22 protein-coding genes and 3 tRNA genes are annotated in these 24316 nt (G+C 70.1%); 10 read left to right on the top strand and 15 right to left on the bottom strand.

Annotated features, from left to right (window positions below; translation table 11 throughout):
• Window positions 1-44: 44 nt before the first annotated feature.
• The 3 genes from ACFWQG_RS04700 to ACFWQG_RS04710 form a co-directional block, all read right to left on the bottom strand.
• Entirely contained in the window at window positions 45-764 is a 720-nt protein-coding gene (locus tag ACFWQG_RS04700; RefSeq protein WP_378506434.1) for a TetR/AcrR family transcriptional regulator, read from the bottom strand.
• 88 nt (window positions 765-852) lie between these two features.
• Entirely contained in the window at window positions 853-1632 is a 780-nt protein-coding gene (locus tag ACFWQG_RS04705; RefSeq protein WP_378506435.1) for an ABC transporter permease, read from the bottom strand.
• Window positions 1629-2603, bottom strand: coding sequence for an ATP-binding cassette domain-containing protein (locus ACFWQG_RS04710; RefSeq protein ID WP_378506436.1), 975 nt, complete (start codon window positions 2601-2603; stop codon window positions 1629-1631). The genes ACFWQG_RS04705 and ACFWQG_RS04710 overlap by 4 nt, the downstream gene beginning before the upstream one ends.
• A 107-nt stretch (window positions 2604-2710) precedes the next feature.
• On the opposite strand from ACFWQG_RS04710, the gene ACFWQG_RS04715 reads away from it, so the two are divergent.
• From ACFWQG_RS04715 to ACFWQG_RS04730, 4 genes are all read left to right on the top strand, one after another.
• On the top strand, window positions 2711-3445 hold the full coding sequence (locus ACFWQG_RS04715) for a TetR/AcrR family transcriptional regulator (RefSeq protein WP_378506437.1): 735 nt from the start codon (window positions 2711-2713) through the stop codon (window positions 3443-3445).
• 159 nt (window positions 3446-3604) lie between these two features.
• Window positions 3605-5071, top strand: coding sequence for an APC family permease (locus ACFWQG_RS04720; RefSeq protein WP_378506438.1), 1467 nt, complete (start codon window positions 3605-3607; stop codon window positions 5069-5071).
• Between the two features lies 1 nt (window position 5072).
• Window positions 5073-5564: a hypothetical protein gene (locus tag ACFWQG_RS04725; RefSeq protein WP_378506439.1), complete on the top strand. Its 492-nt coding sequence runs from the start codon at window positions 5073-5075 to the stop codon at window positions 5562-5564.
• A 34-nt stretch (window positions 5565-5598) separates the two neighbouring features.
• On the top strand, window positions 5599-6957 hold the full coding sequence (locus tag ACFWQG_RS04730; protein ID WP_378506735.1) for a dipeptidase: 1359 nt from the start codon (window positions 5599-5601) through the stop codon (window positions 6955-6957).
• Window positions 6958-7029: 72 nt separating this feature from the next.
• On the opposite strand, the gene bcp is transcribed toward ACFWQG_RS04730, so the two are convergent.
• Window positions 7030-7503, bottom strand: coding sequence for a thioredoxin-dependent thiol peroxidase (gene bcp, locus ACFWQG_RS04735; protein WP_378506440.1), 474 nt, complete (start codon window positions 7501-7503; stop codon window positions 7030-7032).
• Window positions 7504-7574: 71 nt separating this feature from the next.
• Here bcp and ACFWQG_RS04740 point away from each other — a divergent pair, with 71 nt between their 5' ends.
• On the top strand, window positions 7575-7796 hold the full coding sequence (locus ACFWQG_RS04740; protein ID WP_378506441.1) for a DUF3618 domain-containing protein: 222 nt from the start codon (window positions 7575-7577) through the stop codon (window positions 7794-7796).
• 58 nt (window positions 7797-7854) lie between these two features.
• Here the strand turns inward: ACFWQG_RS04740 and ACFWQG_RS04745 are convergent.
• Together ACFWQG_RS04745 and ACFWQG_RS04750 are read right to left on the bottom strand one after the other, a co-directional pair.
• Window positions 7855-7930 (bottom strand) — tRNA-Lys (locus tag ACFWQG_RS04745).
• 73 nt (window positions 7931-8003) lie between these two features.
• Window positions 8004-8079 (bottom strand) — tRNA-Lys (locus ACFWQG_RS04750).
• A 300-nt stretch (window positions 8080-8379) separates the two neighbouring features.
• On the opposite strand from ACFWQG_RS04750, the gene ACFWQG_RS04755 reads away from it, so the two are divergent.
• Complete coding sequence (locus tag ACFWQG_RS04755) at window positions 8380-9549, top strand: Ig-like domain-containing protein (RefSeq protein WP_378506736.1); 1170 nt, start codon at window positions 8380-8382, stop codon at window positions 9547-9549.
• A 116-nt stretch (window positions 9550-9665) separates the two neighbouring features.
• Here ACFWQG_RS04755 and ACFWQG_RS04760 read toward each other — a convergent pair.
• Window positions 9666-9738 (bottom strand) — tRNA-His (locus ACFWQG_RS04760).
• A gap of 90 nt (window positions 9739-9828) precedes the next feature.
• Complete coding sequence (gene orn / locus ACFWQG_RS04765; RefSeq protein WP_378506442.1) at window positions 9829-10428, bottom strand: oligoribonuclease; 600 nt, start codon at window positions 10426-10428, stop codon at window positions 9829-9831.
• Window positions 10429-10512: 84 nt separating this feature from the next.
• Between orn and ACFWQG_RS04770 the strand changes: the two genes are divergently transcribed.
• Window positions 10513-12228, top strand: coding sequence for a helicase HerA-like domain-containing protein (locus tag ACFWQG_RS04770; protein WP_378506443.1), 1716 nt, complete (start codon window positions 10513-10515; stop codon window positions 12226-12228).
• Window positions 12229-12401: 173 nt separating this feature from the next.
• Here the strand turns inward: ACFWQG_RS04770 and ACFWQG_RS04775 are convergent, their stop codons facing one another.
• The 5 genes from ACFWQG_RS04775 to ACFWQG_RS04795 form a co-directional block, all read right to left on the bottom strand.
• Window positions 12402-14039, bottom strand: coding sequence for an AMP-binding protein (locus tag ACFWQG_RS04775; RefSeq protein WP_378506444.1), 1638 nt, complete (start codon window positions 14037-14039; stop codon window positions 12402-12404).
• Between the two features lie 80 nt (window positions 14040-14119).
• On the bottom strand, window positions 14120-15463 hold the full coding sequence (gene lysA / locus ACFWQG_RS04780) for a diaminopimelate decarboxylase (RefSeq protein ID WP_378506445.1): 1344 nt from the start codon (window positions 15461-15463) through the stop codon (window positions 14120-14122).
• A 128-nt stretch (window positions 15464-15591) separates the two neighbouring features.
• Complete coding sequence (gene cmrA, locus ACFWQG_RS04785) at window positions 15592-16395, bottom strand: mycolate reductase (protein WP_378506446.1); 804 nt, start codon at window positions 16393-16395, stop codon at window positions 15592-15594.
• Window positions 16396-16451: 56 nt separating this feature from the next.
• A complete protein-coding gene (locus tag ACFWQG_RS04790) occupies window positions 16452-18527 on the bottom strand; it encodes an FAD-dependent oxidoreductase (RefSeq protein ID WP_378506447.1) in 2076 nt (691 codons plus the stop codon).
• Entirely contained in the window at window positions 18517-19044 is a 528-nt protein-coding gene (locus tag ACFWQG_RS04795; protein WP_378506448.1) for a PadR family transcriptional regulator, read from the bottom strand. Before ACFWQG_RS04795 ends, ACFWQG_RS04790 begins: the two co-directional genes overlap by 11 nt.
• A 103-nt stretch (window positions 19045-19147) precedes the next feature.
• Here ACFWQG_RS04795 and ACFWQG_RS04800 point away from each other — a divergent pair, with 103 nt between their 5' ends.
• Entirely contained in the window at window positions 19148-20467 is a 1320-nt protein-coding gene (locus ACFWQG_RS04800; RefSeq protein ID WP_378506449.1) for an MFS transporter, read from the top strand.
• On the opposite strand, the gene ACFWQG_RS04805 is transcribed toward ACFWQG_RS04800, so the two are convergent.
• Entirely contained in the window at window positions 20443-21021 is a 579-nt protein-coding gene (locus ACFWQG_RS04805; RefSeq protein ID WP_378506450.1) for a DUF4203 domain-containing protein, read from the bottom strand. The two genes, ACFWQG_RS04800 and ACFWQG_RS04805, sit on opposite strands and share 25 nt — an antisense overlap.
• Entirely contained in the window at window positions 21018-21839 is an 822-nt protein-coding gene (locus ACFWQG_RS04810; protein ID WP_378506451.1) for an alpha/beta fold hydrolase, read from the bottom strand. The genes ACFWQG_RS04805 and ACFWQG_RS04810 overlap by 4 nt, the downstream gene beginning before the upstream one ends.
• 228 nt (window positions 21840-22067) lie before the next feature.
• Here ACFWQG_RS04810 and ACFWQG_RS04815 point away from each other — a divergent pair, with 228 nt between their 5' ends.
• Together ACFWQG_RS04815 and ACFWQG_RS04820 are read left to right on the top strand one after the other, a co-directional pair.
• Window positions 22068-23300, top strand: coding sequence for a PucR family transcriptional regulator (locus ACFWQG_RS04815; RefSeq protein ID WP_378506452.1), 1233 nt, complete (start codon window positions 22068-22070; stop codon window positions 23298-23300).
• A gap of 47 nt (window positions 23301-23347) precedes the next feature.
• Window positions 23348-24313 carry an endonuclease/exonuclease/phosphatase family protein gene (locus ACFWQG_RS04820; protein WP_378506453.1) on the top strand — a complete coding sequence of 322 codons (966 nt, stop codon included), beginning with the start codon at window positions 23348-23350 and terminating at the stop codon, window positions 24311-24313.
• Window positions 24314-24316: the final 3 nt, after the last annotated feature.

Consider the following 24316-nt stretch of genomic DNA (forward strand, 5'->3'; position numbering starts at 1 on the left):
CCCGCGGGTGGAGGACATCCACCGGCGGGCCCCGTCCGTTGTGCCTAGCTGGTCCGTGACTCCTTCTCGGCAACGAGGAGATACGCGGCCATCAGCCGTTTCAGTTCGGCGACCGCGTCGGAATGCGACTGCCCGTCCTGCACGGAGAAGTTCAGCATCGAATAGACGACGTGCACCAGCACCTCGGCCATCATGATCCGGCGGTCGCGGAGGGTGCGCGGCGTCAGCGGCGCGAGCATCGTCGCGATCTTCTCGGCGAGCTGCTTCTCGCTGATCTTGCCGGTCGCGCGGGTCGACGGCGTCAACTGCATCGCCAGCCAGACCTCCCGGCGGGACGGATCCGACGTCCACAGCTTCGCGAGGTGGTCGACGAAGCTGTCCAGGAACCGCAGCCAGTCCAGCGAGGGGATCACCCCGTCGAACTGCTCGAGTTCGTCGCGGACCGACGCGAAGTCCTGCCGGTTCAGCTCGCACACGATCACGTACTTGTTGGCGAAGAACTGGTAGAGGGTGCCGATCGGGACGTCGGCGCGGGAGGCGACCTCCTCGCAGGTGAACGACTCGAACCCGACCTCGGTCAGGAGGTCCCGTGCGGAGGCGAGCAGGGCGTCGAACTTGCGCCGGCTGCGTTCCTGCGTCGGCCGCTTGCGGGGCAGCAGTTCCTGCGGTGCGTCCGGGTCGGCGGCGACGCCAACTAGGACGGGATCGGCGGCACCGGCCACCAGGGCCGGGTCCGCGCGACGCGAGGCTCGACTGCTGGTCATGGCGTCCACTCACCCAGGTTAACCGGCGTGCGCACCGGATTCGATCACCCTCGGGTTCTGTGTGTCCGTCGGTACCGGGAATCGGGTGTCAGCGCGTGACCCGACGTCGGTACAGCACGCTCGCCCACCCGAACCCGATCCCGGCGATCACGATGCACCAGGCGACCGCGAGCCAGCCGCTGTCACCGATGGGTGTGCCCATCAGCAGGCCGCGGACCGTCTCGATGATCGGGGTGATCGGCTGGTTCTCGGCGAACCACTGCAGCCACGACGGCATCGACTCGGCGGGGACGAACGCGCTCGAGACGTAGGGCAGGAACATGATCACGAAGGTGAAGCCGTTCGCTGCCTCCGGGTTCCTCGCGAGCAGCCCGAGCGCGGTCGACAGGTACGACAGCGCGAAGAGGAACAGCACGAGGATCGCGACGACCCCGAGCCAGCGCACCGGGTCCGTCGTCGGCCGGAACCCCATCGCGAGGGCGACGCCGATCACGATGGCCGTGGTGATCAGGTTGCGCGCGATGCTGGCGAGCACATGGCCGGTCAGGAACGCCGACTGCGCCATCGGCAGGGTGCGGAAGCGGTCGACGATGCCCTCGGTCAGGTCGGACGAGACGCTGACCGCGGTCGTCGCAGCACCGAACGCGGCGCACAGCAGGATGATCCCGGGGACGACATAGTCGAGGTAGTCGGTGCCGGTGTCGATCGCCCCGCCGAACACGTAGACGAACAAGAGCATGAGCACGATCGGCAGCGCCAGTGCGGTGATCATCGAGTCCGGGCTGCGCAGCAGGTGGGTCAGGCTCCGGCGCGTGATGACGGCGGCGTCGCGGCCTGCGGCGAACCGGATCGGAACGGGGGTGCTCATCGGGATACCGCCTTCGTGGTGGGGGTGGCGCCTGGGCCGCGGTGCGAGCCGGTGAGAGCGAAGAAGACGTCGTCGAGGTCGGGGGTGTGCAGCGCGACGCGGTCCACCGCGACGGTGTCGTCGATGCCAGCGAGCAGGGACTTGAGTGAGGCGACGCTGCCGTCCGTCGGCACGGTGAGGGTCAACGCGTCGGCGTGCACCGACGCATCGGGCAGGGCCGCCGCGGTCCGCTGCAGGTCGTGGGGGTCGGCGAACTGCAGCTCGAGATGGCCGCCGGACACCAGCGCCTTCAGCTCGTCCGCGGTGCCCTCGGCGACGATCCGGCCGCCGTCGAGGACCGCGATCCGGTCCGCGAGTTCGTCCGCCTCGTCGAGGTACTGGGTGGTCAGCAGGATGGTGACCCCGTCGCGCGCGAGTTCCCGGACGACGGTCCACATTTCGCGTCGGCTGCGCGGGTCGAGGCCGGTGGTCGGTTCGTCGAGGAACACCAGCCGAGGCCCGGCGACCAGGCTCATCGCGAGGTCGAGTCGCCGTCGCATGCCGCCCGAATAGGTGTCGGCGCGGCGGTCGGCCGCGTCGACGAGGCCGAAGCGGTCCAGCAGTTCGGCGGCGCGCCTGCGTGATTCGGCCCGGCCGAGGTGGCTGAGTTCGGCGACGAGGACGAGGTTCTCGCGTCCGGTGAGCAGCCCGTCCACCGCGGCGTACTGGCCGGTGACACCGATCGCGCGGTGCACCGACCGGGCGTCCTGCGGCAGGGCGTGGCCCGCGACGCGGACCGTGCCGGTGTCGAACGGCAGGAGGGTGGACAGGATCCGGACCGTGGTGGTCTTGCCCGCGCCGTTGGCGCCGAGCAGGGCGAAGATGCTTCCCGCCGGAACGGTCAGGTCCACGCCGTCGAGCACGGTGGTGTCGCCGTAGCGCTTGGTCAGGCCGCGGAGCTCGATCGCGGCGGGGAGATCGTCGTGGGGCATGGCAGCGCTCCTCTGATCGGAAACTGTGTATCGCGTATGCTTTGTGTAGACCATACGCAGTTTTAGGATGAGCGCAAGAGGTCCACGACGACGGGAGCGCGCGAATCATGCAGACTGCAGGCGACGACCTGCCCCGGACGGTGCGCAGGGCCTGGGGATTCGTCGAGGCGGGCAGCCGCGGACCGCGCCGGGGGTTGACGCTCGAGCAGATCCTCGACGCCGCGATCGAGCTCGCGGACGCCGAGGGGGTCGCCGCGGTGTCGATGGCGCGGCTCGCCAAACAACTCGGCTTCACGCCGATGTCGCTGTACCGCTACGTCGACAGCAAGGACGAACTGGTCGAGCTGATCACCGATCGCGCGCTCGGTGCGCCCCCCGCGCTCGACCCCGATCTGCCGTGGCGCGCGGGTCTGCATGCCTGGGCGCTGGCCGAATACGCCCGGGTGCTGCGGCACCCGTGGTGGCTGCAGCTGCCGATCGTCGCGCCGCCGACCGGTCCGAACAACCTGCGCTGGCTCGACGCCGGACTCGGCACACTGGCGGCGGTTCCGGTATCGGAGATGGTCAAGGTGCAGGTCGTCACCACCACCTCCCTGTTCGTTGTCGGTCGGGCGCGGCTGTCGAGCGACATGGCGAGCGCGGCGACCGACGAGATCGACTACGGCGCACTGCTGCCGAAACTGGTCGACACCGCGCGATTTCCGCACCTGGTGGCCGCCCTGGTCGGCGGCGGATTCGACGAGGACGACGGCGGCGGAGCCCACCCCGGCGAACTCGGCTTCCGATTCGCCCTCGACCTGCTCCTCGACGGCGTGCAGACGCTGATCGACGCGCGGAGCTGACGGCGCCCCGACGTCTCACCCGATCGGGGTGAAATCGGGTCACGATCGGGGCTGCCGCGCTGCGGACCCGGGCTGCAGGCCGGATAGTGCTGGTGAAGCCTGCGCTGTCGCGGCCCGTGCGGGACTCACGACGGCCTGTCCGACGGGATGGTGGAGCCAATGGGAGTCGACACTACTGGGGACGCGACCCCCGCGCGGGTGCTGCCCGCCGGGCCGCGCCAGCAGTACATCACCTGGATCGCGCTGGCGTTGATGACGACGAGTTCGGTGGCCAGCCTCCGCTCGTCGCCGTCGATGGCGGTGTACGGCCTCGCGTGCGTCTTCCTGTACGTCGTGCCCGCGATCGTGTTCCTGCTGCCGACGTCGCTGGTGTCCGCGGAACTCGCGTCCGGCTGGTCCGGTGGCGTCTACCGCTGGGTCGCGGAGGGCATCTCCGACAAGGCCGGGTTCCTCGCGGTGTGGTGCCAGTTCGCGATGACGATCTTCTACTATCCGACGTTGCTGGCCTACGTCGCGAGCACGTTCGCGTACGTGATCGACCCGTCGCTCGCCTCGAACGGCCTCTACACCGCGATCATCATCGTCACCCTATTCTGGACCGGGGTGTTCGTCTCGTCCCGCGGGATGAAGGCCGTCGCCGGACTGTCCAGTGCCGGGCTGATCCTCGGCACCCTCATCCCCGGTGTGCTGCTGATCGTGATGGGCGTCGTCTTCCTCGGCCAGGGCAATCCCTCCGCCGCGCCGATGGAGGCGTCCGCGCTGCTGCCCGCGTGGACCGGCATCGCGTCGCTGGTGCTGATCGTCAACAACTTCCTGTCCTACTCGGGCATGGAGATGAACGCGGTGCACGTGTCCAGTCTGCGGCGGCCCGCGTTCGAGTTCCCGCGCGCGATGTTCGTCGCGATGGGGTTGGTGCTCGCAATCTTCATCCTGCCCGCGATCGCGATCAGCTGGGTGGTGCCCGCGGACAAGCTGTCGCTGACCGCGGGGGTGATGCAGGCCTTCGACACCTTCTTCGCGCACTTCGGGTTCGGCTGGGCGACACCGATTCTCGCGCTGATGCTGATTGCCGCCTCGCTCGGCGGTATGCTCACCTGGCTGGCCGGACCGTCCAAGGGGCTGCTGATGATCGGCCGCAAGGACGGGTTCCTGCCCCCGGTGTTGCAGAAGCTCAACAAGCATGGGATCCAGCAGAACATTCTCGTCGCACAGGGGGTGGTGACCACCCTGATCGCGCTGCTGTACGCGTTCATCCCGGAGGTGTCGAGCGCGTACTGGATCCTCTCGGTGATCACCACCCAGGTGTATCTGGTGGTGTACCTGCTGCTGTTCGTTGCGGCGATGCGGTTGCGGCGCAGTCAGCCCGACCATCCTCGTGGCTACCGCGCGCCCGTGCTTCCGCTGCTGTGCTGGGTGGGGCTGCTCTCGAGCGTGGCCGCCTTCTTCATCGGATTCGTCCCGCCGTCCCAGTTCGGCGGCGGCAACGTTGTTGTCTACGTGCTCATCGTCGGTGGCGGGTTCGGCATCGTCGGGCTCGGGGCGCCGCTGCTGATCCTGGCGCTGCGCAAACCGTCCTGGAAGCAGGACGTGACCGTCGACCCGCTGACCGCGATGAAGGAGGCGTGAGATGAGCACGGCCGCACCGGAACCCGGCCCGTCCGACGAGGTCGACCTCGCCGCGGGCGACGACCTGTTCCGTCGACCCGAAAACACCCACCTGATCCTCTACCTGCTCGCCTTCGCGCTGTTCGTCGGGCTCACCGTGTGGGGGCTGGTCGCCTTCAACGCGGACCGCAGCGACGAGCGGGCCGAGGACCTCGCCACCGAGCTGGCCGTGCGCTATTCGGCGGCCGGGCTGCAGCCGGTCGACATCGACGCCACCGCACGGGTCCTCGGAACCGACGGGGGAGCGGCGTGCACCGACTCCAGCGGCGCCCTGCGTGCGGGCCTGCTCGACCAGCAGATCGTCAGCGGGGCACCCGGTCCGGGGCAGCGGCCCATTCTCACCACCCGCGACCGGCTCGCCGGCGAGCGGCTGGTGCTCGAGGTGTACTGCCCCGACCGGCTCGCCGACTTCGACGGGCTGCTCGCGGACCTGAAGCTGGTGAACGAGAAGTGATCGACGGGAGGAGCGGGACGTGTCGGACCTGACGATGGGGGCGGACATCCGAGATGCGGTGCGGCGGCTGATGCCAACGGCCAGGGAGGAACTCGCGACGCTGGTGGCGTATCGATCGGTGGCCGATCCGCGGCAGTTCCCGCCCGAGGAGTGCCTCGCCGCAGCGACCTGGGTCAGGGACGCCTTCGTCGCCGCCGGCGTCGGGTCGGTGGAGCTGATCGAGACGGCGGACGGCTCGAACGCCGTCGTCGGGCACCAGCCGGGGCCGCCGGGAGCCCCGACGGTCCTGCTCTACTGCCACTACGACGTGCAGCCGCCCGGCGACGAAACGGCATGGCACACGCCGCCCTTCGAACTCACCGACCGCGACGGCCGCTGGTACGGCCGGGGCGCCGCGGACTGCAAGGGCAACATCGTGATGCACCTACTGGCGCTCCGCGCGCTGCGCGGATCGGGGACACCGGGCACTCCGTTCCCGGTCGGCATCCGGATCGTCGCGGAGGGCACCGAGGAGATGGGCACCGGCGGGCTCGAGGCGCTCGTCGCGGCGCGCCCCGACCTGTTCCAGGCCGACATGATCCTCGTCGTGGACACCGGCAACGCGGAGGTCGGGGAGCCGACCGCGACGGTGACGCTGCGCGGGGTCGCGAACGTCGTCGTGCACGTGGAGACCATGGCGAGCGAGGTGCATTCGGGGATGTTCGGTGGGCCAGCCCCCGACGCGCTTGCCGCGTTGGTGCAGATGCTGGCGTCACTGCGCGACGCGGACGGCAACACCGTCGTCGACGGCCTCGACGCCACCCAGTCCTGGGACGGTGCCGCCTACGCCGAAGCCCAATTCCGCACCGACGCGGGGGTTCTCGACGGCGTCGGCCTTGCCGGGACCGGGACGGTGGCGGACCGGGTCTGGGCCCGCCCCGCACTGACCATCCTCGGCATCGACTGCCCGCCGGTTGTCGGATCGGCAGCGGCGATCCAACCCCGCGCCTCCGCCCGGCTGAACCTGCGGGTCCCGCCCGGCATGGACCCGCAGACCGCGCTGGACGCGTTGATCGGGCACCTGCACGCGCACGCGCCGTGGGGGTCGAGGGTGACGGTGGAGCCGGAACAGACCGGGTCGCCGTTCCGGGCGGGCACCGATGGTCCCGGGTATGCCGCACTGGGTGCGGCGATGGCGGAGGCGTTCGGGCGACCGCTCGGCACCGTCGGGCAGGGCGGGTCGATCCCGCTGTGCAACGTCTTCGCCGAGCAGGTGCCCGGGGCCGAGATCGTGATGCTCGGCGTCGAGGAACCCCGCTGCCTGATCCACGCGCCGAACGAGAGCGTCGACCCGTCCGAGATCGAGAACCTCGCGGTCGCCGAGGCGCTGTTCCTGCGGCGCTTCGGCTCCTGACCGCACCGGGTGCAGGTGCCGTTCGCCCCGCTGGACCGGGTGCAGGTGCCCTTCACCCGGTCCGGAGCGGGGTCAGACGGACAGGTCGCGGCGCAGCTTCGCCACGTGCCCGGTGGCCCGCACGTTGTACTGCGCGACCGCGATCGCGCCGTTCTCGTCGACGAGGAACGTGGAACGGATCACGCCCTGCACCTTCTTGCCGTACATCGTCTTCTCGCCGAACGCGCCCCAGGCCGCGAGCGTCGCCTTCTCGGGGTCGGACAGCAGCGGGAAGGTCAGCGACTCCGCGTCGCGGAACTTCGCGAGCTTCGCAGGCTTGTCGGGAGAGATCCCGATGACGTCGAGTCCGGCCCCGTTCAATTCGGCGAGGCTGTCCCGGAAGTCGCACGCCTGCTTGGTGCAGCCGGGGGTGCTCGCCGCCGGGTAGAAGTAGACGATGACCTTGCGTCCGCGGTAGTCGGAGAGCGACACCTCGTTGCCGTCGGCGTCGGGCAGGGTGAAGGCGGGCGCGGGGTCTCCGGGGGCCAGTCTGTTGTTGTCGGTCACGACCGTCAGGCTACTTGGCCGCTCCGGGTACGGTCATGGCAGAGAACGACCGACCAGGAGAGGAAGTCCACGTGCCAAGGGACACCGACAGCATCGAACGCGACATCGAGCAGGCGCGAAATCAGCTCGCCGCCACCCTCGACGAGCTGAGTGTGCGCGCCAACCCCAAGCGCCTGCTCGAGACCACCAAGACCGCGTTGGTCGCGAAGGTCAGCGAGCCGCCGGTGACGTACGCGCTGCTCGGTGCGGGTGCCCTGGTGGCGGTGCTGGTGCTGCGGAAGATCTTCCGCTGAGTGGCCGTCCCCCCGGATACCGAAAGGCCCCGGTCCGAGAGGACCGGGGCCTTTGGTGTGGTGCGCCATCAGGGACTTGAACCCCGAACCCGCTGATTAAGAGTCAGCTGCTCTGCCAATTGAGCTAATGGCGCTCGGTGTGCCGCGGCACGGGACACGTTGAAGGCCCCGGATCCGATCCGGAGGACCAGTCGGGGCCTTGTCGTGTGGTGCGCCATCAGGGACTTGAACCCCGAACCCGCTGATTAAGAGTCAGCTGCTCTGCCAATTGAGCTAATGGCGCCGGTGCGTCTCGCGAGGTGTTCGTCTCGCTCGGTGCGAGGAGAACATTAACAGGACTTCCCGTCCGATGTGAAATCGGCTGGTCAGCGTCGCATTACGGCGCACGGACGGTAACGCGATCCGGTCAAGGGCCGATTGCAATGTGAACGTTACGGGTCGATCGGGGGCGCCGGGGGAGTCGGTCTGCAAAGGCCTGGCAAAATCGCTGCCGCGGGGTCGGGTGGAGCACGCCCGGTCGGTATCGGGTCGGCCCGTCGAGGACACGGTGTGAAGTGGGGTTGCGGTGAAGAAGTTCCGGATGATGGTCGCGCTGGGGGCGGCGGCCGTGGTGCTCGGTGCGTCGGGGTGCACGGTTCCCTCGAGCGGCGAAGCGGGTGCGGCGCCCGCGATCGACGTCAACCCGGTCACCGAGCTCATCAAGCCGAAGCTGTCATCGGCCGTCGCGGACGGTGCGGTCGGGCACTCACCGAGCGAACCCGTCGCGGTGCAGGTCGCCGACGGCACCCTGTCCCGGGTGGTCCTGGTCGACGCGGCAGGAGCGGAGGTGCCCGGCGCGATCGCACCGGACGGCCGGTCCTGGGTGAACTCGGAGCCGCTCCGCTACGACGGCAGCTACCGGCTCGAGGTCGACGCCATCGGGCTCGGCGGGTCCGGTGGTCTGGTGTCGAACTTCACCACCAGCTCGCCCGGCAATCTCACCAGGCCGTACGTGCTGCCGACCGAGGGTGAGGTCGTCGGGATCGGGCAGCCGGTCGCGGTCCAGTTCGACGAGAACATCCCCGACCGCACGGCCGCGCAGGACGCGATCACCGTCACCACCAATCCTCCCGTCGACGGCGCGTTCTACTGGGTCAACAACCGCGAGGTTCGGTGGCGTCCGGAGCACTACTGGGCGCCGGGAACCACCGTCACCGTCGATGTCGACGTCTTCGGGCGGGATCTGGGTAACGGCCTGTTCGGGCAGGTGAACCAGCGGTCCGAGTTCCGGATCGGCGACGCGATGATCGCCGTCGCGGACGACGCAACCAAGCAGGTCACCTTCGAACGCAACGGTCAGGTCGTGATGACCATGCCGACGTCGATGGGCAAGGACGACACCCCGACCGACAACGGCGTCTACATCATCGGGGACCGCTTCGACCATCTGGTGATGGACTCGTCCACGTACGGCGTGCCGGTCAACTCCCCGGACGGCTACCGCACCCCGGTCGACTGGGCGACCCGCATGTCGTACAGCGGAATCTTCTTCCACTCGGCGCCGTGGTCGGTGGGGCAACAGGGCTACTCGAACACCAGCCACGGCTGCCTGAACCTGAGTCCCGCGAACGCAAAATGGGTGTACGACAACACCAAGCGCGGCGACATCACGATCGTGAAGAACACCGTCGGCGGCACCCTGTCCGGCGTCGACGGCCTCGGCGACTGGAACATCCCGTGGGAGACCTGGAAGGCGGGCAACGCCGCGGTCTGACCGCCCCTCCCGCCCTTCCCTCACGTCACAGTCTGGCTGTGACGTGAGGGAATCGGCTCGGGTGGTACGCACGAAACGAGAAAGGCCCCCGACCGGAGTCGGGGGCCTTTCTTCGGGGTGACCGACGGGACTCGAACCCGCGACAGCCAGGATCACAACCTGGTGCTCTACCAACTGAACTACGGTCACCATTGCTGTCCCACGCGCCGCCCGTGCGGGCCGTGCGTCAGCAGCGTGGACGATACTAGCGTGTCCGGCGCCCGGAACGCCAATCGGTATCTACTCGGCAACCAGATCCTTGACGACGGCGGCTATATCGCTGGTAGACGGGCCGGGGTCGGCGACGAACGCGGTCCGCCGGTAGTACTGCAGTTCCCGGATCGACTCCTTGATGTCGGCCAGCGCGCGGTGCGCGAGCCCCTTCTCCGGCTGACCGAAATAGATCCGCGGGTACCAGCGCCTGCACAGTTCCTTGATCGAGGAGACGTCGATCATCCGGTAGTGCAGATACTCGTCGAGGGCGGGCATGTCACGGGCAAGGAATCCGCGGTCGGTGGCGATCGAGTTTCCGCACAGCGGGGCGGTGCCCGGCGCGGGGATGTGTTCGCGGATGTACGCGAGGACCTGCTGCTCGGCCTCCTCGAGCGTGACGGCGGAGGCGCGGACCTCGTCGGTCAGGCCCGACTTGGCGTGCATCTCCCGCACCACGTCCGGCATGTCCGCGAGGGCCGCGTCGTCGGCGTGGATGACGATGTCCACGCCCTCCCCGAGGATGTTCAGTTCGCTGTCGGTGACCAAGGCCGCCACCTCGATCAGCTTGTCGGTACCGAGTCGGAGCCCGGTCATTTCGCAATCGATCCACACAAGTTTGTCCTGCACGAGCATCCACAGTAGTCAGCGCCTTCTCGGATAGGGTTCGCGGTGGAGCGGATGTCGGGTGGGCAGACGATCGAGGAGGCGGGGATGACGGTGGATCCGGGATCGGACGCGGCGGCGCTCGCGGAACGTGCCGCGACGGCGAAGGCGGCGGCCGAGGAGGCCGCCCGGGTCGCGGCGGAGGCGGCGAGGGCGGCGGAGGAGGCAGCCCTGGCGGCCACCGCAGCGGAGGGGGGTGGTGTACCCGCGCAGGACGATTCGGCTGCCCGGGAGATCGCCGCCGGCTACGCCTTCACGGGCGGCGCCCTCGAGCTCGGCACGGTGATCGTCGACGGCCAGGTGAATTCCGCTGCGCGGGTGCGAATCCCGCTTGCAACGCTGAACCGGCACGGTCTGGTCGCCGGCGCGACCGGCACCGGGAAGACGAAGACGTTGCAGGGCATCTGCGAGCAGCTGTCGGCGGCGGGCGTCCCGGTGGTGATGGCCGACGTCAAGGGCGACGTCTCTGGGCTGTCCGCCGCGGGCGAGGCCAGCGAGAAGATGGCCGCCCGCGCGGTCGAGACGGGTGTCGCGGACTGGGCCCCGACCGCCTTCCCCGTCGACTTCGTCTCGCTCGGCACCGAGGGCATCGGTGTCCCGGTGCGGGCGACGATCACCAGCTTCGGGCCGATCCTGCTCAGCAAGGTGCTCGGGCTCAACGACACCCAGGAGTCGACGCTCGGGCTGATCTTCCACTGGGCGGACACCCGGGGCCTGGCGCTGCTCGACCTGAAGGACCTGCGGTCGGTGATCGCCCACCTGACCTCCGACGAGAGCAAGGCCGACCTCAAGGGCATCGGCGGGGTGTCCTCGGCGACGGCGGGAGTGATCCTGCGCGCGCTGGTCAACCTGGAGGCCGACGGCGGCGACACCTTCTTCGGGGAGCCCGAATTCGACACCGCGGACCTGCTCCGGGTCGCGCCGGACGGGCGTGGCGTGGTGACGCTGTTCGAGCTGGGCGCGCAGGCGGCGCGGCCGGTGATGTTTTCCACATTCCTGATGTGGGTGCTCGCGGACCTGTTTCAGACGTTGCCCGAGGTCGGGGACGTGGACAAGCCGAAGCTGGTGTTCGTGTTCGACGAGGCGCACCTGCTGTTCGCGGACGCGTCGAAGGCCTTCTTGCAGCAGGTCGAGCAGACCGTGAAGCTGATCCGGTCCAAGGGAGTCGGCGTGTTCTTCTGCACCCAGCTGCCGACGGATGTGCCGAACGCGGTGCTCTCGCAGCTCGGTGCTCGGATCCAGCACGCGTTGCGCGCCTTCACACCGGACGACCAGAAGGCCCTGACGAAGACGGTCCGCACCTACCCGAAGACCGAGCACTACGACCTCGAGAAGGCACTCACCTCGCTCGGCACCGGCGAGGCGATCGTCACGGTGTTGTCGGAGAAGGGTGCGCCGACCCCGGTGGCGTGGGCGAAGATCCCGCCGCCGCGGTCGTTGATGGACACGATCGGCGAGGGCGCCATCCGCGCCGCGGCGGCCGCGAGCCCGCTGCACGCGAAGTACGGTGCGACGCTCGACCGGGAGTCGGCGTACGAGGTGCTGTCGGCGCGGCTGGCGCCGCAGTCCGAACCGGCACCGGAGTTGCCGCCCGCGCTTCCCGACCTGCCGGATCTGCCGCCGCCCGCACCCGACGAGCCGAGCGCGGTCGAGAAGATCCTCGACAACAGCGCCGTCAAGAGCTTCCTGCGATCCGCGGCCACCGTCGCGGGCCGGGAGATCTCCCGATCGCTGTTCGGCACCGGCCGCCGCAAGCGGCGGTGACGCGTCCGGTCATCCGTCCGACCCCGCCGCCCGGTGACCTGCCCAACCCCGCCGCCCGGTGACCGAATGTGGGATTCGGTCAGTTGATGTGACCGGATCCCACATTCGGTCAAGGTGGCGAGGGGCGCGGTGATGAGGGGCGAGGGGCGCGGTGATGAGGGGCGCGGGGCGGGTCAGCGGAGCAGGCGGGGGACCACCTTGCCGGTCGCGTTGCGGGGCAGCTCGTCGAGGAACGTGACGTCGCGGGGGACGCAGTGGCGCGCCAGGTGCGAGCGGACGTGGTCGCGGATGCCGTCCACGGTCAGGGCGGTACCCTCGGCGTCCCCGGCGCGGACGACGAACGCCGCGAGCCGGGACACGAACTCGGCGTCGTCGACGCCGAGCACCGCGACCTCAAGGACGCCCGGCAGCTCCGACAACAGGTTCTCGACTTCTCGGGGGTACACGTTCTCGCCGCCGGAGACGATCATGTCGTCGCTGCGCCCGTCGAGGAACAGCAGGCCGTTGCCGTCAAAGTGCCCGACATCGCCGGTGGCCATCATGCCGTCGACGATCTCCTTCTCGGAGCCTGCGCGGGTGTATCCCTCGAACAGCATGCCGTTGCCGACGAACACCCGGCCGACGGCCAGGGTCGGGACCTCGGCGCCGTCGTCGTCGAGGATCTTCACGACGGTGCCGAGCGGGGGACGGCCCGCTGTTGTCGGGTGCTGCCGCAGTTCGTCGGGCCGCGCGATCGACGCCCAGCTCACCTCGGTGGATCCGTAGAAGTTGTACAGCACCGACCCGAACACGTCGAACGTCCGGTGCACGACTCCGGTGGGGATCGCGGACCCGCTGGCAGCGATGATCCGCAGGGACTCCAGGTCGACGTCGAGGCGATCCGCGGGCAGGTCGGTGATGCGTTGCAGCATCGTGGGAACCACCCACAGCGCGTCGGCCCGGTGCCGGGCAACGGATTCCACGGTCGCGGCCGGGTCGAACCGGCCGGTCAGCACGAGCGTCGACCGGAGCGCGAGCGCGAGTTGTGTCCCGGCAAGGCCCCAGGTGTGGAAGATCGGCGAGGCGAGCACCGTGATCCCGTGACTGCGCAGTGGTAGTCGGGACAGCACCGCGGACGCGGGCATCCAGCTGCGCGGTTCGGGCCGGGACGCGCCCTTCGGGGTGCCGGTGGTGCCGGAGGTGAGGACGATCAGGCGGCCGCGTCGGGGGCGGCGCGGCAGGGCGAGGCCGTTGCTGTCGCGGCCGTCCTCAAGGAGCCCCTCGAATCGGGCCCACCCCTCGGCGCGGTTGGCGCCGTCACCGGGGTCCGTCGGATCCTCGAACACCGCGACCCGCAGCGTCGAATCGGGGATGAGGGGCGTGAATTCGGGATCGACGAGCAGCCAGTCCAGCTTCTGTTCGGCGGCGATCTCGCCGAGCTGCGCGGCCGATGCGCCGGTGTTGAGCAGCACCAGGTCGGTGCCGAGTCGGGCCGATGCGCCCATCGCGATCACGAACCCGCGGTGGTTGCGGGCCAGGACACCGATCCGGCCGCGTTCGCGCAGACCGCGGTCGTGCAGGGCGAGGGCCAGGGCCTCGGCGTCGGCGTCGAGTTGCCGGTACGTGACGGGGCCGCGGTCGTCGATGACGGCGATCCGTTCGCCAGCGCGTCGTGCCGCGACCGCGAGCAGGCCACCCGCGGTGAAGTCCCACTGATACCAGGCGGAGACGACGCCGGTGAGGGCCCCCGGTCCCATCGGGCCGACGATGCCGGCCTTCGTGATCGGCACCAGGCCCCTGATCAGGTCGGTGGCTCCGGAAAGGCGCGGCATGCGGGGGTCCTCCTGGCGGTCGGGGGCCGCGTGGCCGCGGCACCCCACAACTTACTTGCCAGTAAGGAGAGGCGCCAGTGTCAGCGCCCGACGTCGCGTCCCAACAGGTCGGCAATGGTCTCGCGGCGGACCAGTTCCCGCACCGCCCCCGCCGCTGCCGCGACGACCGGGGGTCGTCCGACCGCGTTGTACGTCGACGCCAGGCTGTGGTGGTAGGCGCCGGTGACGGGGACCGCGAGGACGTCGCCCGGTCGCACGTCCCCGGGCAGGCCGGTGTCGACCGCAATCTCGTCGCCGGACTCGCAGTAGCGACCCGCGACGGTCACGGGCGTCGTCGGCGCGGTCGAGTGCCGGTTCGCCAACGCGACGGTGTACCGCGCCCCGTACAGGGCGACGCGGGGATTGTCACTCATGCCGCCGTCGACGCACACGAAGGTGCGGCCGCCACGAACCTGCTTGACGGACACCACCCGGTACACCGTCACCCCGGCGCGCGCGGTGATCGCCCGCCCCGGTTCCAGGACGATCCGGGGGCGCGGGAACCGGTGCCGCGCGCAGGCGTCGTCCAGCACGTCCTCGATCGTGTCGGCCAGCGCCGACGGGTCAAGGGCGGGGTCGCCCGCCCGGTACGAAACGCCGTGGCCGCCGCCGAGATTCAGTTGCGTGAGGATCGTGCCGTGGTCGAGGCGGACCTGCGCCATCGTCGCGATCAGGCGGTCCAGTGCGACCCCGTAACACTCGGTGTCGACGATCTGGGACCCCAGGTGGCAGTGCAGTCCGATGAGGTTGAGTCGGGGCTGCCCGAGTATCCGCCGAATCGCGTCGACCGCCTGATCGTGCGCGAGGGGGAAGCCGAACTTCTGGTCGTCGATGCCGGTGGTGACCGCCCGATGGGTGCCCGCGTCCACGCCGGGCGTCACCCGCACCAGAACATTCTGGCGGGGCGCGGACGAGGCGGACAGCATGGTGATCTCGGTGGGTGAGTCGACGACGATCCGCCCCACTCGCGCGGACCGGGCCGCCGTCAGGTCAGCGGAGGTCTTGACGTTGCCGTGCAGGATGATTCGGCGGGGATCGACACCCGCAGACAGGGCAATGGCCAGTTCACCCGCCGAGCAGACGTCGAGGGATAGGCCCTCGTCCGCGATCCACGCCGCCACCGCCCGGGTTAGGAGTGCCTTTCCGGCGTAGGCGATCTCGGCCTCCGGAAAGGCGTCGCGATACACCCGGCACCGATACCGGACGTCGCGTTCGTCGAGGAGGTAGGTCGGGGTGCCGAATTGGTCGGCGACGTCGCAGAGCGCGACGCCGCCGACCGTGATCCGGCCGAGCTCGTCGACGTGGGTGGTGACCGGCCACAGGTCGGGATCGAGGCGTGGGGTCATCGCCGAGCGAAGCGACGGGAGGATGTCGAGCAGGGTCACGGTTGTCTCCTCGGGTGGGGTGCACCCTCCGGACTACCCGCCGGCCCGCGCCGCGGCGCCGACCCTGACAGGGCGTTGACGCCTGCCGTGGGCTCCCTGACGCCGCCCTGACGCTGCCCTGACGGCGGCTAGCCGCCGAGCTTCCGGTAGAAGGTCCCGACGATCGGGGCGACGACGGCGCGGGGGGTGTAGCCGCCGGCGACCGACATCCCCTTGCTCAGGATGCCGGGAACGACCCGCATCTTGTTCTTCGCGAGCGCGTCGAGGGACAGCTTCGCAGTGTACTCGCTGGAGATCCACAGGAAGTCCGGAACCAGCCGGTCCACGATCGACGCATCGGCCGGGTCCGGGGTCTCGGTGCGCACCGGGCCGGGCGCCAACAGGGTGACGTGGACGCCGGAATCCGTCAGTTCGCCGCGCAGCGACTCGGAGAAGGTGTTCACGAACGCCTTGGTCGCCGCGTAGGTCGCGTTGTTCGGGATCGGCATGTTGCCCGCCGCCGACCCGACCATCAGGATCCCGCCCGAGCCGCGGGCCAGCATCCCGGGCAGCACGGCCAGCGTGAGGTCGTGCACCGCAACGGCATTGAGATCCACCTGCGCCCGCTCGTACGACGGGTCCAGGTCCGACACCGGGCCGAACGTCGCGATCCCTGCGTTGTTGCACAGGATCGAGATGTCCCGCCCGGACAACTCCTCGACCAGCGGTGCCCGTCGATCTCGGTCGGACAGGTCGACCGCGCGGACCTCGACGGTGACGGCGTGCTCCGCGGTCAGCTTCGCGGCCAGTGCGTCGAGCAGGTCCTCCCGGCGGGCGACGAGGATCAGCGAGTGGCCGCGGGCGGCCAGCTCGGTGGCCAGCGCCTCGCCGATTCCGGAGGAGGCGCCGGTCACGACCGCGCGGGCGTCGGGGGTGGGGGTAGGCAGAGTCACCCGGACAGGCTAGCGCCCGCCCGTGCATGCGGTGCCGCGGCCGGGCGCCCGCGGTACTACAGCGTCGCGGCGAGCCGAGTGCCCTGGTCGATGGCCCGCTTGGCGTCGAGTTCGGCCGCGACGTCGGCGCCACCGATGACGTGCAGGGGCATCCCGGCGGCGATCAGCGCGGACTCGAGCTCGCGGACCGGTTCCTGCCCGGCGCAGACGACGACGGTGTCGACGGCGATCGTCTGCGGTCGTTCCCGCTTCTCCCCGAAGCTGATGTGCAGGCCCTCGTCGTCGATCCGTTCGTAGTTGACGCCCGAGAGCTGGTGCACGCCCTTCTTTTTCAGGGCCGCCCGGTGCACCCACCCCGACGTCTTGCCGAGACCGGCGCCGATCGGGGTGCTCTTGCGCTGCAGCAGGTAGACGCGGCGCGGGGACGGTGTGACGATCGGCTCGGTGAGCGCGCCTGCGGCCGCCTCGTCGTGGGTGACGCCCCACTCGCGGTTCCACTCGGCCAGGTCGAGCGCGGGGGACTGCGCGTGGGTGAGGTACTCGGAGATGTCGACGCCGATCCCGCCCGCGCCGATCACCGCGACCCGCTCGCCGGCCGGCTTCCCCTCGCGCACCAACTCCGCATAGGACAGCACGCTCGGGTGGTCGATGCCGTCGATCGCAGGGATGCGCGGGGTGACACCGGTGGCGAGCACCACCTCGTCGTGACCGCCGTCGATCAGGGTCGCGGCGTCGACTCGGGTATGCAGATGCACCTTGACGCCCGCGACCTCGAGGCTGCGGGTGTAGTAGCGGATGGTTTCGGCGAACTCCTCCTTGCCGGGGATGCGACGGGCAATCGCGAACTGGCCGCCGATCTCGCCGCCCGCCTCGAACAGGTTCACCTCGTGGCCGCGTTGCGCGAGCCCGAGCGCCGCCGACAGCCCGGCCGGGCCCGCGCCGACAACGGCGATCGACTTGCGGCGTCGGGTGGGGCCGAGCACCAGCTCGGTCTCGCGTCCGGCGCGCGGGTTGAGCAGGCAGGAGACGGGCTTGTTCGCGAACGCGTGGTCCAGGCAGGCCTGGTTGCATGCGATGCACGTGTTGATCTCGTCGCCGCGGTCGGCGGCGGCCTTGTTCACCCAGTCGGGGTCGGCGAGCAGGGGGCGTGCCGCGGAGATCAGTTGCACGGCACCGCGGGCCAGGATGTCCTCGGCGGTCTCGGGCATGTTGATCCGGTTCGACGCGCACACCGGGATGCGCACCTCGCTGGCGAGTCGTTCGCTGAACTCCGCGAACGCAGCGCGGGGGACCGACGTGACAATGGTGGGCACGCGGGACTCGTGCCAGCCAATGTCGGTGTTCAGGATTGTGGTGCCCGCGTTTTCGAGTTCCCTTGCGAGGTCGACGATCTCACTCCAGGTCTGGCCGTTCTCGACGAGGTCGGCCATCGACAGCCGGAACAGGATGATGAAGCGCTCGCCGACGGCGGCGCGGGTGCGGCGGACGATCTCCACCGCGATGCGCCGCCGATTCTCGGCCGAGCCGCCCCACTCGTCGGTGCGCCGGTTGGTGCGTGGCGCGAGGAACTGGTTGAGGAAGTAGCCCTCGCCGCCCATGATCTCGACGCCGTCGTAGCCGGCCTCCTTGGCCAGCCGCGCACAGCGGACGTAGTCGTCGATCGTCGTCTCGATGCCGCGGCGGGTCAGCGCTCGCGGGCGAAACGGGTTGATGGGGGCCTTGATCGACGACGCGGACACGCTCAACGGCTGGTAGGAGTAGCGGCCGGCATGCAGGATCTGCAGCGCGATCTTGCCGCCCTCGGCGTGCACGGCATCGGTGATCTCCCGGTGTCGGGTGGCCTGCCTGCGGGTGATCAGGTCGGCCCCGAGCGGCAGCAGCCAGCCGGTCCGGTTCGGGGCGTAGCCGCCGGTGACGATCAGCCCGACCCCGCCGCGGGCCCGTTCGGCGAAGTAGGCGGCCAATTTCGGCACGTCGCGGGTGCGGTCCTCGAGGCCGGTGTGCATCGACCCCATCACCACCCGGTTGCGCAGGGTGGTGAAGCCGAGGTCGAGCGGCGACAACAGGTGCGGGTAGGGCGCGGTCACGGAGGGCCTTCCGGTCGGGGTGGCTGGCACGGGGTCAGAGGGCATCGAGGATCTCCTCGCACCACTGGGTGAATCCCTCCTCGACACGAATGCCCCCGCGCAGCACCAGGTATTGGTGCAGTGCTGTGCCGGACAGTCGGTCGGGGGCGGGGAAGTCGCGCTTCTCGATCATGCGGTAGACCTCGAGGCGGCGGGCGTGGCCGTCCCGGTGCCGGAGGACCTCGGCGCGCACGTCGTCGAGGTCGCCGAGGGAGGCTGCTCGGATCTTCACGGCGAGCTCGTTGCGCAGATCCCCGACCTCGGTCGGTTCGGCGATCCAGCGCGCCAGTTCGGCGCGACCGGCCGCGGACACCCGGTAGACCCGCTTGTTCGGTCGACGCTCCTGCCCGACCGTCTCGCCGGTCACCCACCCGGACTCGTCCATGCGTTTGAGGACGCGGTAGATCTGCTGGTGGGTGGCGCTCCAGAAGAAGCCGATCGACCTGTCGAATCGGCGGGCCAGTTCGTACCCGGAGCCCGACTGTTCCGACAGCGAGACCAGGAGCGCGTGTTCGAGTGCCACCCGCCGAGTATGTATGCAACCACGCGACTATGCAACAGAGTGCATACCGTGGTCGGGTGTTTCCCTCGGCGACGGCACCAGATTCCTGGCCTAGGCTCGCGCCATGAGCATGGCGGTGGACAACGGCACGGTGGCAACGCGCGGGCAGGTCGTCGCGTGGGGGCTGTGGGACTGGGGGTCCGCCGCCTTCAACGCGGTGATCGTGACCTTCGTCTTCTCGGTGTACCTCACCGACGCGGTCGGTGACGACCTCCCCGGCTCGGTGTCGGCGAGCAGCTGGCTCGGCTGGTCCCTCGGCGCGGCGGGGCTGCTGATCGCCGTCCTCGCCCCGGTCACCGGTCAGCGTGCCGACGCCACCGGCCGCCGCAAACGCTCGCTCGCGCTGCTCACCACCGCCGTGGTCGGCTGCATGTTGGCGATGTTCTTCGTCAGGGACGACCATCGGTACCTGTGGTTCGGTCTGGTGCTGCTCGGTGTCGGGTCGGTCCTCTTCGAGCTCGCGCAGGTGCCGTACTTCGCGATGCTGCGGCAGGTCTCGTCGCCGGACAGCATCGGTCGGGTATCCGGGTTCGGTTGGGCGATGGGTTATTTCGGTGGGATCGTGCTGCTGCTGGTGTGCTATGTCGGGTTCATTGCCGGGGACGGGCCCGCGCGGGGATTGTTTGGTCTGAGCACCGACGGTGGGCTGAACATCCGGACCGTCGTGGTCCTCGCTGCGGTGTGGTTCGCGGTGTTCGCGGTGCCGGTGCTGTTCGCGGTGCCGGAGGTGCCGCGGCGCGAGGCGGCGGCCGCCGGGCCGGGTTTCGTCGGCTCCTACCGGCTGCTCTGGCGCGACCTGACCGCCCTGTGGGCGCACGACCGCCGCACGGTCGGATACCTGGTGGCCAGCGCCCTGTTCCGGGACGGGCTCGCCGGCGTGTTCACCTTCGGCGCGGTGCTGGCGGTCAACGTGTACGGCATCGCGTCCGGTGACGTGCTGCTGTTCGGTGTCGCGGCCAATGTTGTTGCGGCGGTCGGCGCGTTGGTGGCCGGACGCCTCGACGATCGGTTCGGCCCCAAGTCGGTGATCGTGACCTCGCTCGCGTCCATGCTCGCGGTGGGTGCCGCGTTGCTGGCGGTGTCCGGGCCGGTCGCGTTCTGGTTCCTCGGTCTGCTGCTGTGCCTGTTCGTCGGGCCGGCGCAGTCCGCGGCCCGCACGTTCATGGCCCGGCTGAGCCCGGCCGGGCGGGAGGGGCAGATGTTCGGTCTCTACGCCACGACCGGCCGGGCGGTGTCGTTCCTGTCGCCGACCCTGTTCGGGCTGTTCGCGTGGATGTTCGGCAGCGACCGCGCAGGCATCCTGGGGCTGCTCGTGGTCCTCGCCGTCGGGTTGGCTGCGCTGCTGGCCGTCCGCGCGCCCTACCGCCGCGAGTCGGTGGGCTGAAGCCCCAGCTTCTCCGGGAAGAGTCGGCGTTGGACGATCCAGCCCGCGACGGCCAGCGCGATCCACACCAGGGTCGAGGTGACCTGCTGGACACCGGAGTCGGGGTGGGCGAGGAACTCGAGCGCGCCGGTCATGGTGCCGAGGCCGCTGAGGATCATGCTTGCGCCGCCGATGGAGGTCAGCCACAGCAGCGCCCGCGCCCGGTACTTGTCCGCGACGAAGGCGGCGGCGACCGCCAGCGCGAGAATCACGATCCAGCTCAGCGCCCAGTTGTTCTCGCCGGGCTGCAGCGCGTCCGCCAGCTTCGCGCCTGCCATGGCGCCCGAGATGCCGCCGATGAAGTACGCCGAAAACTTGAAGACGAGGGTGGTCAGCACCCACGCCGCGGCCGCCCCGATCAGGCCGAAGAGCACGAGCGTCCAGAACGCGGCGTTGAACAGGTCGGTGACCAGCCAGCCCAACCCGAATCCGGAGGCGAGGACGGCCAGGTGCAGTGAGCGAATGCCGTAGAAGCACAGCAGTGCGCCCAGCAGGACGATGACGATTCCGTTCATGCCGACACTCCTTCCACGCGGGCGATGATCGCGGCCGCAAGACTCTCGGGTGCCTGTTCGGGCACCCAGTGGTTGACGCTGTCGAGTTCGACGAACCGGTACGGCCCGGTGACGAACTCGGCGCACTTCTCGGCACCCGCCCGGCCCAGCGCGTCGTCGCCGTCGCTCCACACATAGGTGGTCGGTACCCGGACGGCGGGGGTCTCCGCGACGTCGCGCCCCATCGCCCGATACCAGGACAGGGCAGCGGTGAGGGCGCCCGGCTCGGTGAGGACGCGGACGTGTTCGTCGACGAGGGCCGGGTCCACGCCCGCGTAGATCTCGCGCAGGCGCCCCGCGCCGTCGGCCAGCAGGACCTGCTCGGCGGAGTGTCCATTCCGGAACACGCCGATGTAGCGGGACCGGGCCTTCTGGTCGTCGTCCATGCGCAGTGCCCACCCGAACGCCGCCGGGTGCGGCACCGAGACCGCCGTCAGGGAACGGACCCGGTCCGGGTGGTTGGCCGCGGTCCACCAGGCGACCGCGGCGCCCCAGTCGTGACCGACGAGGTGCGCGGACCGTAGTTCCAGGTGATCGAGCAGGGCAAGGACGTCGCCGCCGAGTGCGTCGATCGCGTAGTGCTCCACACCCGCCGGGCGCGCGCCAGCGGAGTACCCGCGCTGGTTCGGCGCGATCAGCCGAAATCCCGCGCGGGCGAGGGCAGGCAGGACCGGGTGCCAGCAGGCGGCCGTCTCGGGGAAACCGTGCAACAACACGACCGGTGCTCCGCCCGCCGGTCCGGCGAGGGTGACGTCGTATGTGTAGTCTCCGACGGTCATCGCTGACTTCTCGACCGCATCCATGCGTTCCGCCGTCCGTCGTTGTCACCGCCGGATCGGCGACGACCTGGTGTTTTTCGAACCCTACGTCAGGACCCTCGCGGTTCGGGCGAGCGCGGCGACGCCACGCCGAGAGCGGGTCCCGCGGTGACATCCGGGTCGCTGCGTGGTAGCCAGACAGGAGCGACGCAGTAGATTTTCCGTAATGTCCGGTATTGGGAGGAATCCGTGACCGTAGACAACCGGGTGGTACCGCCGCTGCGCATCGCGGGAAGGCCGGCGGCGCAGTGGCTGTCCAACGCCGCCCCCGACCTGACCGCCCGCGTGATCGGCCGACTGATGGACGAGCTGCCCATCTACCGGGCGCTGCCGCGGGAAGCGGTGCACGGGGAGATCTCCGACATCGTGCTCCGCAACATGGAGCTCTTCGCCACCCTGGTCCGCGAGCGTCGCGGGGCCCGCGACTCCGAACTCGTCGAGCAGCGCAGTTCCGCGGCCCGCCGCGCCGAGGAGGGGGTGCCGCTCGATGCCGTGCTGCACGCCTACCACGCCGGGATCGGTCTCGCGGCGGGCGAACTGCTCGACGGTGCGGGCCCGGACGACATCGACGACGTCCAGACGCTGATGACAATGATCCTGGACTTCCTGCGCCGGTTGACGATCGCGGTGAGCGCCGCCTACTTCGAGGAACGGCAGAGCATGGAGAGCCAGGCGAACTCGGGCAGGCGGTCGTTCATGTCGGCGTTGGTCGCGGGGGAGGATCTCGACTCCGTCGTGCACCGCACCGGGCTGCGGCTGGCCCCGCACTACCTCGCCTTGACCCTGGCGATCGGCGAGAACGACGACGAGCGCGGTTCCGGGGTCAGCGGAACCGTCGCCGGACGCCGGAAGCTGCGCCGGGTGCAGACCGAACTGGACCGGATCACCGGGGAGCCTGCCTTGACGGTGATCGACAGCGGCGGGGGGCTGGCGCTGGTGCCGTGCCCGGCCAGCGCCCCGGACTGGGAGCAGTTGCGGGCCGTCGTCGACCGGCTCGGGCGGGTGCTCGGCGCCGATTTTCACGTCGCCGGGGCGGTCGCGACGCCAGCGGGGGTGCCGTCGGCGGTCGAGCAGACCGCGGAAATCGTTGCGCTGGTGACCAGGTCGGATCGTCCGTCCGGCTTGTACCGGCTGTCGGACGTGCTGCTCGAATACCAACTGAGCAGGCCGAGCGCCGCCCAACGCGAACTGGCTGCGCTGCTGGCTCCGCTGGTGGGGAAGCCGGAACTGATGCAGACCCTCGAGACCTATGTCGATAGCGGGCTCAACCGGAGGGCGACCGCGGCCACCCTCGCGGTGCACGCGAACACGGTCGACTACCGGATGCGCCGGGTGTTCGAACTGACCGGGCTCAACCCCTCCGACCCCGCCGACCTGCCGCACATCGGGGCGGCGTTGGTGGCGCGACGGGTGCCCGAGTGACCCTCGTCCCCGGGCGCGATACCGGGCGGACGAGGTCGTCGACCCGGGTGATTCGTTGGGGCGCACTCGTCGTCGGATGGGCGGCGGTCGCGGCGGCGGCCGCGGGTGTCCTTGCGCACGTGGTGCCGGTGACCTCGGCGCCGATCGTCGTCGCGGCCGCGGCCGCGCCCTACCTGGTATCGGGGATCGTGCTGGCGGTGCTGGTGTTTCTCGCCGTCCGGGATCGGCTCGGCCTCGCGGTCGCGACCGCGGTCGCCGCCGGGGCGGCCTGGACCCAGGCGCCGCTGTACGTGCACGACGCCGGGTCGGGCGCGAACCCGGAGCGCGGGCTGACGGTCCTCCAGGCGAACATCGAGTTCGGGAAGGCGGATCCGGAGTCGGTTGTCGCGCAGGTGCGTTCGCGTGGCGTCGACCTGATGACCGTGAATGAACTGACCGTAACGGCGATGGACGGGCTGACCGCGTCGGGTCTCGACGAGCTGTTGCCCTATCGCTACGTGCGACCCGCCGCATCCGGTGCGGACGGCACCGGCATCTGGAGCCGATACCCGCTGTCGGAGCAGGTGCAGCACCCCGGATTTGCGATGGCCGCGCTCTCCGCGCGGGCGACGCTGCCCGGCGGCGACTCGCTGACGGTGCTTGCGGCGCATCCGGTGCCGCCGTGGCCGCGGCATCAGACGCCGATCTGGGCCGACGAACTGGACCGGCTGCACGGCATCCTGGACGGGTTGCGCACCGACGCCGACACCGTCGTCATGGCAGCGGATTTCAATGCGACCTGGGATCACGCCCAGTTCCGTGCCCTGCTCGGCGACGGTGTTCGCGACGCCGCCGAGCAGGCGGGCTCCGGGGTGCTGCGCAGCTATCCCGCGGACCGCTGGTTGCCGCCGCTGCTGTCGATCGACCGGATCCTGGTCGCGGGCGCGAGGGCGACCGACGTCGGCGTTGTCGACCTGCCCGGCTCCGACCACCGCGGGGTGCTGGCCCGGATCATGGTGCCCGGCCACCCGTGACGA

The sequence above is a fragment of the Rhodococcus sp. NPDC058532 genome, from assembly GCF_042719255.1.
Taxonomy (GTDB): Bacteria; Actinomycetota; Actinomycetes; order Mycobacteriales; family Mycobacteriaceae; genus Rhodococcus_G.

Coding starts and splice junctions, on each gene's coding strand:
- ACFWQG_RS04700 (WP_378506434.1), bottom strand. CDS start 764: ATGACCAGCAGTCGAGCCTCGCGTCGCGCGGACCCGGCCCTGGTGGCC.
- ACFWQG_RS04705 (WP_378506435.1), bottom strand. CDS start 1,632: ATGAGCACCCCCGTTCCGATCCGGTTCGCCGCAGGCCGCGACGCCGCC.
- ACFWQG_RS04710 (WP_378506436.1), bottom strand. CDS start 2,603: ATGCCCCACGACGATCTCCCCGCCGCGATCGAGCTCCGCGGCCTGACC.
- ACFWQG_RS04715 (WP_378506437.1), top strand. CDS start 2,711: ATGCAGACTGCAGGCGACGACCTGCCCCGGACGGTGCGCAGGGCCTGG.
- ACFWQG_RS04720 (WP_378506438.1), top strand. CDS start 3,605: ATGGGAGTCGACACTACTGGGGACGCGACCCCCGCGCGGGTGCTGCCC.
- ACFWQG_RS04725 (WP_378506439.1), top strand. CDS start 5,073: ATGAGCACGGCCGCACCGGAACCCGGCCCGTCCGACGAGGTCGACCTC.
- ACFWQG_RS04730 (WP_378506735.1), top strand. CDS start 5,599: ATGGGGGCGGACATCCGAGATGCGGTGCGGCGGCTGATGCCAACGGCC.
- ACFWQG_RS04755 (WP_378506736.1), top strand. CDS start 8,380: ATGGTCGCGCTGGGGGCGGCGGCCGTGGTGCTCGGTGCGTCGGGGTGC.
- ACFWQG_RS04770 (WP_378506443.1), top strand. CDS start 10,513: ATGACGGTGGATCCGGGATCGGACGCGGCGGCGCTCGCGGAACGTGCC.
- ACFWQG_RS04775 (WP_378506444.1), bottom strand. CDS start 14,039: ATGCCGCGCCTTTCCGGAGCCACCGACCTGATCAGGGGCCTGGTGCCG.
- ACFWQG_RS04790 (WP_378506447.1), bottom strand. CDS start 18,527: ATGCCCTCTGACCCCGTGCCAGCCACCCCGACCGGAAGGCCCTCCGTG.
- ACFWQG_RS04800 (WP_378506449.1), top strand. CDS start 19,148: ATGAGCATGGCGGTGGACAACGGCACGGTGGCAACGCGCGGGCAGGTC.
- ACFWQG_RS04805 (WP_378506450.1), bottom strand. CDS start 21,021: ATGAACGGAATCGTCATCGTCCTGCTGGGCGCACTGCTGTGCTTCTAC.
- ACFWQG_RS04810 (WP_378506451.1), bottom strand. CDS start 21,839: ATGACCGTCGGAGACTACACATACGACGTCACCCTCGCCGGACCGGCG.